The sequence below is a fragment of the Protofrankia sp. CiP1_Cm_nod1 genome, assembly GCF_920888515.1.
Lineage (GTDB): Bacteria > Actinomycetota > Actinomycetes > Frankiales > Frankiaceae > Protofrankia.
In genome coordinates, this window is sequence record NZ_CAKKTM010000088.1 from 1 (window position 1) to 3,643 (window position 3,643).

Consider the following 3,643-nt stretch of genomic DNA (forward strand, 5'->3'; position numbering starts at 1 on the left):
CAGCTCCTCGACCGCGTCCTCGTACTGGGGATGCAGGTCGACGAACGTGCGCAGCTGGTCGGCGAGCCAGTCGAGCGTCACGGACTCCTCACCGCGACGCTGCGACAGCTCCTCGACACCCCGGTCGGTGAAATACACCGCGTACCCCGCCCCACACTGAGATGACAGTCCTGGAGATGACAGCCCTGCTGGGATGAGAAAGAAGGCTACCCGGCGAACGCGTCCTCGAGCAGCTTCGCCTGCTCCTTCTCATGCCGCGAGGAGGAACCGGAGGCCGGCGCGGCCGACGCGTTGCGGGAGGCCCGGCGCAGCACCAGGCCGGCGGGCAACGCCGCCGGCAGGTGGATGGCCATGTGCGGGTAGGCACCCTGGTTGGCGGGTTCCTCCTGCACCCAGATCACCTCGGTGAGGTCCGGGTAGGCCGCCAGCACCGTGCGCAGCTCCTCGACCGGGGTCGGGTAGAGCTGCTCGACGCGGACGAGCGCGGTGTCGGTGATCTCCTGCTTGGCCCGCGTGGCCAGCAGGTCGTAGTAGACCTTCCCACTGGACAGCAGCACCCGGCGGATGCCGGCGCGGTCACCGACAGTCGCGTCGTCGATGACCGGCAGCCACGACCCGCCGGTCAGCTCCTCGACCGTCGACGTCGCCGCCTTCAGCCGCAGCATCGACTTGGGGGTGAAGACGACCAGCGGGCGGCGCACCGGCGAGAGTGCCTGCCGGCGCAGCAGGTGGAAGTAGCTCGCCGGGCTGGACGGGGCCGAGACCAGCATGTTGTTCTCGGCGCACAGGCTGAGGAACCGCTCGATCCGCGCCGAGGAGTGGTCCGGTCCCTGCCCCTCGTAGCCGTGCGGGAGCAGCAGGCCGACCGCGCTGCGCTGCCCCCACTTGGCCTCGCCCGCCGCGATGAACTCGTCGATGATCGACTGTGCGCCGTTGACGAAGTCGCCGAACTGGGCCTCCCACAGCACGAGCGCGTCCGGCCGGGCCACCGAGTAGCCGTACTCGAAGCCCATCGCGGCGAACTCGGACAGCAGCGAGTCGTGGACGTAGAAGGTGCCGGCGCCCGGCTCGGCCTCCAGCGACTTCAGCGGCGAGTACTCCTCGGCGGTGTGCCGGTCGACCAGGACGGCGTGCCGCTGGCCGAAGGTGCCGCGCCGGCTGTCCTGCCCGGCGAGGCGGATGGGCCGCCCGTCCAGCAGGATCGAGCCGAACGCGATGGTCTCGGCGCATGCCCAGTCGATCGCCCCGGTGGCGACCATCTGGGCCCGTCGCTCGAGCTGCGGGCGCAGCCTCGGGTGGACGGTGAACCCCTCCGGCAGCGTGGTCTGGGTGTCGATGACCTTCTTGACGACGTCCAGCGACACGGCGGTGGACACCGCGGCCGCGGCGGCGGCTTCCGCCGGGGTCGTCACCAGCAGGGGCTGGCCGGCCGGCCGGCTGGTGGTGTCACGGGTTTCCGCGAACGCCTTCTCCAGCTGCGCCGAGTAGTTCTTCATGGCCTGCTCGGCCTCGGCCGGGGTGATGTCGCCGCGGCCGATCAGCGCCTCGGTGTAGAGCTTGCGCACCGACCGCTTCGTGGCGATGGTGTCGTACATCAGCGGCTGGGTGAACGACGGCTCGTCCATCTCGTTGTGGCCGCGCCGCCGGTAGCACACCATGTCGATCACGACGTCCTTGTGGAACGCCTGCCGGAACTCGAAGGCCAGCCGCGCGACGCGCACACACGCCTCGGGGTCGTCCCCGTTGACGTGGAAGATCGGCGCCTGCACCATCCGGGCGACGTCGGTGGCGTACACCGACGACCGGCTGGAGACCGGCGAGGTCGTGAACCCGACCTGGTTGTTGATGACGAGGTGCACGGTGCCGCCGGTGCGGTAGCCGCGCAGCTGGGAGAGGTTCAGCGTCTCGGCGACCACGCCCTGGCCGGCGAAGGCGGCGTCCCCGTGGATGAGCACGGGCAGGACGGTGAAGCCCTCCGGGCCCTTGTTGAGCAGGTCCTGTCTGGCGCGGACGACACCTTCGAGCACCGGGTCGACCGCCTCCAGGTGGGAGGGGTTGGACACCAGGGAGACCGCCACCTCGCGGCCGTCGGGGACGGTGTAGACACCCTCGGCGCCGAGGTGGTACTTGACGTCACCCGAGCCGTGCGCGGTCTGCGGGTCGACGTACCCCTCGAACTCGGCGAAGATCTGCCGGTAGGACTTGCCGATGATGTTCGCCAGGACGTTGAGGCGGCCGCGGTGGGCCATCCCGAAGGCGACCTCGTCCATGCCGGCATCGGCGGCCCGCTGCAGGACCTCGTCCAGCAGCGGGATCGCCGACTCCCCGCCTTCGAGGGAGAAACGCCGCTGCCCGACGTACTTGGTCTGCAGGAAGGACTCGAACGCCTCGGCCGCGCCCAGCCGCTCGAGGACGTGCAGCTGCTCGGCGGGGTCGGGGCGCTCGGCGGAACGCTCGACCCGCTGCTGGATCCAGACCCGCTCGTCCGGCTCCTGGATGTGCATGTACTCGATGCCGACCCGGCGGCAGTACGAATCCCGCAGGACGCCCAGAATGTCGCGCAGGGTCATCGTCCGCTGGCCGGCGAAGCCGTCGACGGGGAACTCGCGGTCGAGGTCCCACAGGGTCAGCCCGTGGCTGATGATGTCGAGGTCGGGGTGGCTGCGGATGGCGAACTCGAGCGGGTTGGTGTCGGCCATCAGGTGGCCGCGGACCCGGTAGGCGTGGATCAGCTCCAGCACCCGGGTGCCGTGGTCGAGATCGCCCTCGTGGGACGAGGTGATGTCGGCGACCCACTGCACCGGCTCGTACGGGACGCGCAGCGAGCGGAAGACCTCCTCGTAGAAGTCGTCCGCCCCCAGCAGCAGCTGGTGGATGCGGCGCAGGTACTCGCCGGACTGCGCACCCTGGATGATCCGGTGGTCGTACGTGCTGGTCAGCGTAATGATCTTTGAGACGGCCAGTCTCGACAGGGTCTCCTGGGAGGCGCCCTGGAACTCGGCCGGGTACTCCATCGCGCCGACCCCGATGATCGTCCCCTGGCCCTGCATCAGGCGGGGTACCGAGTGCACGGTGCCGATACCGCCGGGGTTGGTCAGCGTGATCGTCACGTCGGTGAAGTCGTCCGCCGTGATCTTGTTTGTCCGGGCGCGCCGGACGAGGTCCTCGTAGGTGAGCCAGAACTGGCTGAAGTCCAGCGTCTCGGCCTGCTTGATCGCGGCGACGACGAGCTGGCGCGAGGAGCCCTTGACCAGGTCGATGGCGATGCCCAGGTTGACGTGTTCCGGCGTGACCAGGGCGGGCTTGCCGCCGGCCTCGGTGTAGGAGGAGTTCATCACCGGCGCGGCCTGCAGCGCCTTGACCATGGCGTAGCCGATCAGGTGCGTGAACGACACCTTGCCGCCGCGGGAACGGGCCAGATGCCGGTTGATGACGATCCGGTTGTCCGCGAGGAGCTTGGCGGGCACCGCCCGCACCGACGTCGCGGTGGGGACGTGCAGTGACGTCTCCATGTTCGCGACGACGCGCGCGGCGGCGCCTCGCAGCGGTGACGTCGAGGCACCGCCGCCCGCGGCGGAAGCGCTCTGGCCGGCCGCTGGTGCGGCCGTTGCCGCCGGCGTGCCGGCCGCGGGGACCGCGGGAG

2 protein-coding genes are annotated in these 3,643 nt (G+C 70.2%); both read right to left on the reverse strand.

The window, feature by feature from the left end:
* Positions 1–138, reverse strand: a 138-nt coding sequence (locus NBX02_RS04685; protein WP_250290137.1) for a DUF6104 family protein, incomplete at its 3' end; no start/stop codon positions are given.
* A 68-nt stretch (positions 139–206) separates the two neighbouring features.
* A partial coding sequence (locus tag NBX02_RS04690) for a multifunctional oxoglutarate decarboxylase/oxoglutarate dehydrogenase thiamine pyrophosphate-binding subunit/dihydrolipoyllysine-residue succinyltransferase subunit (RefSeq protein WP_250290135.1) occupies positions 207–3,643 on the reverse strand: 3,437 nt, incomplete at its 5' end.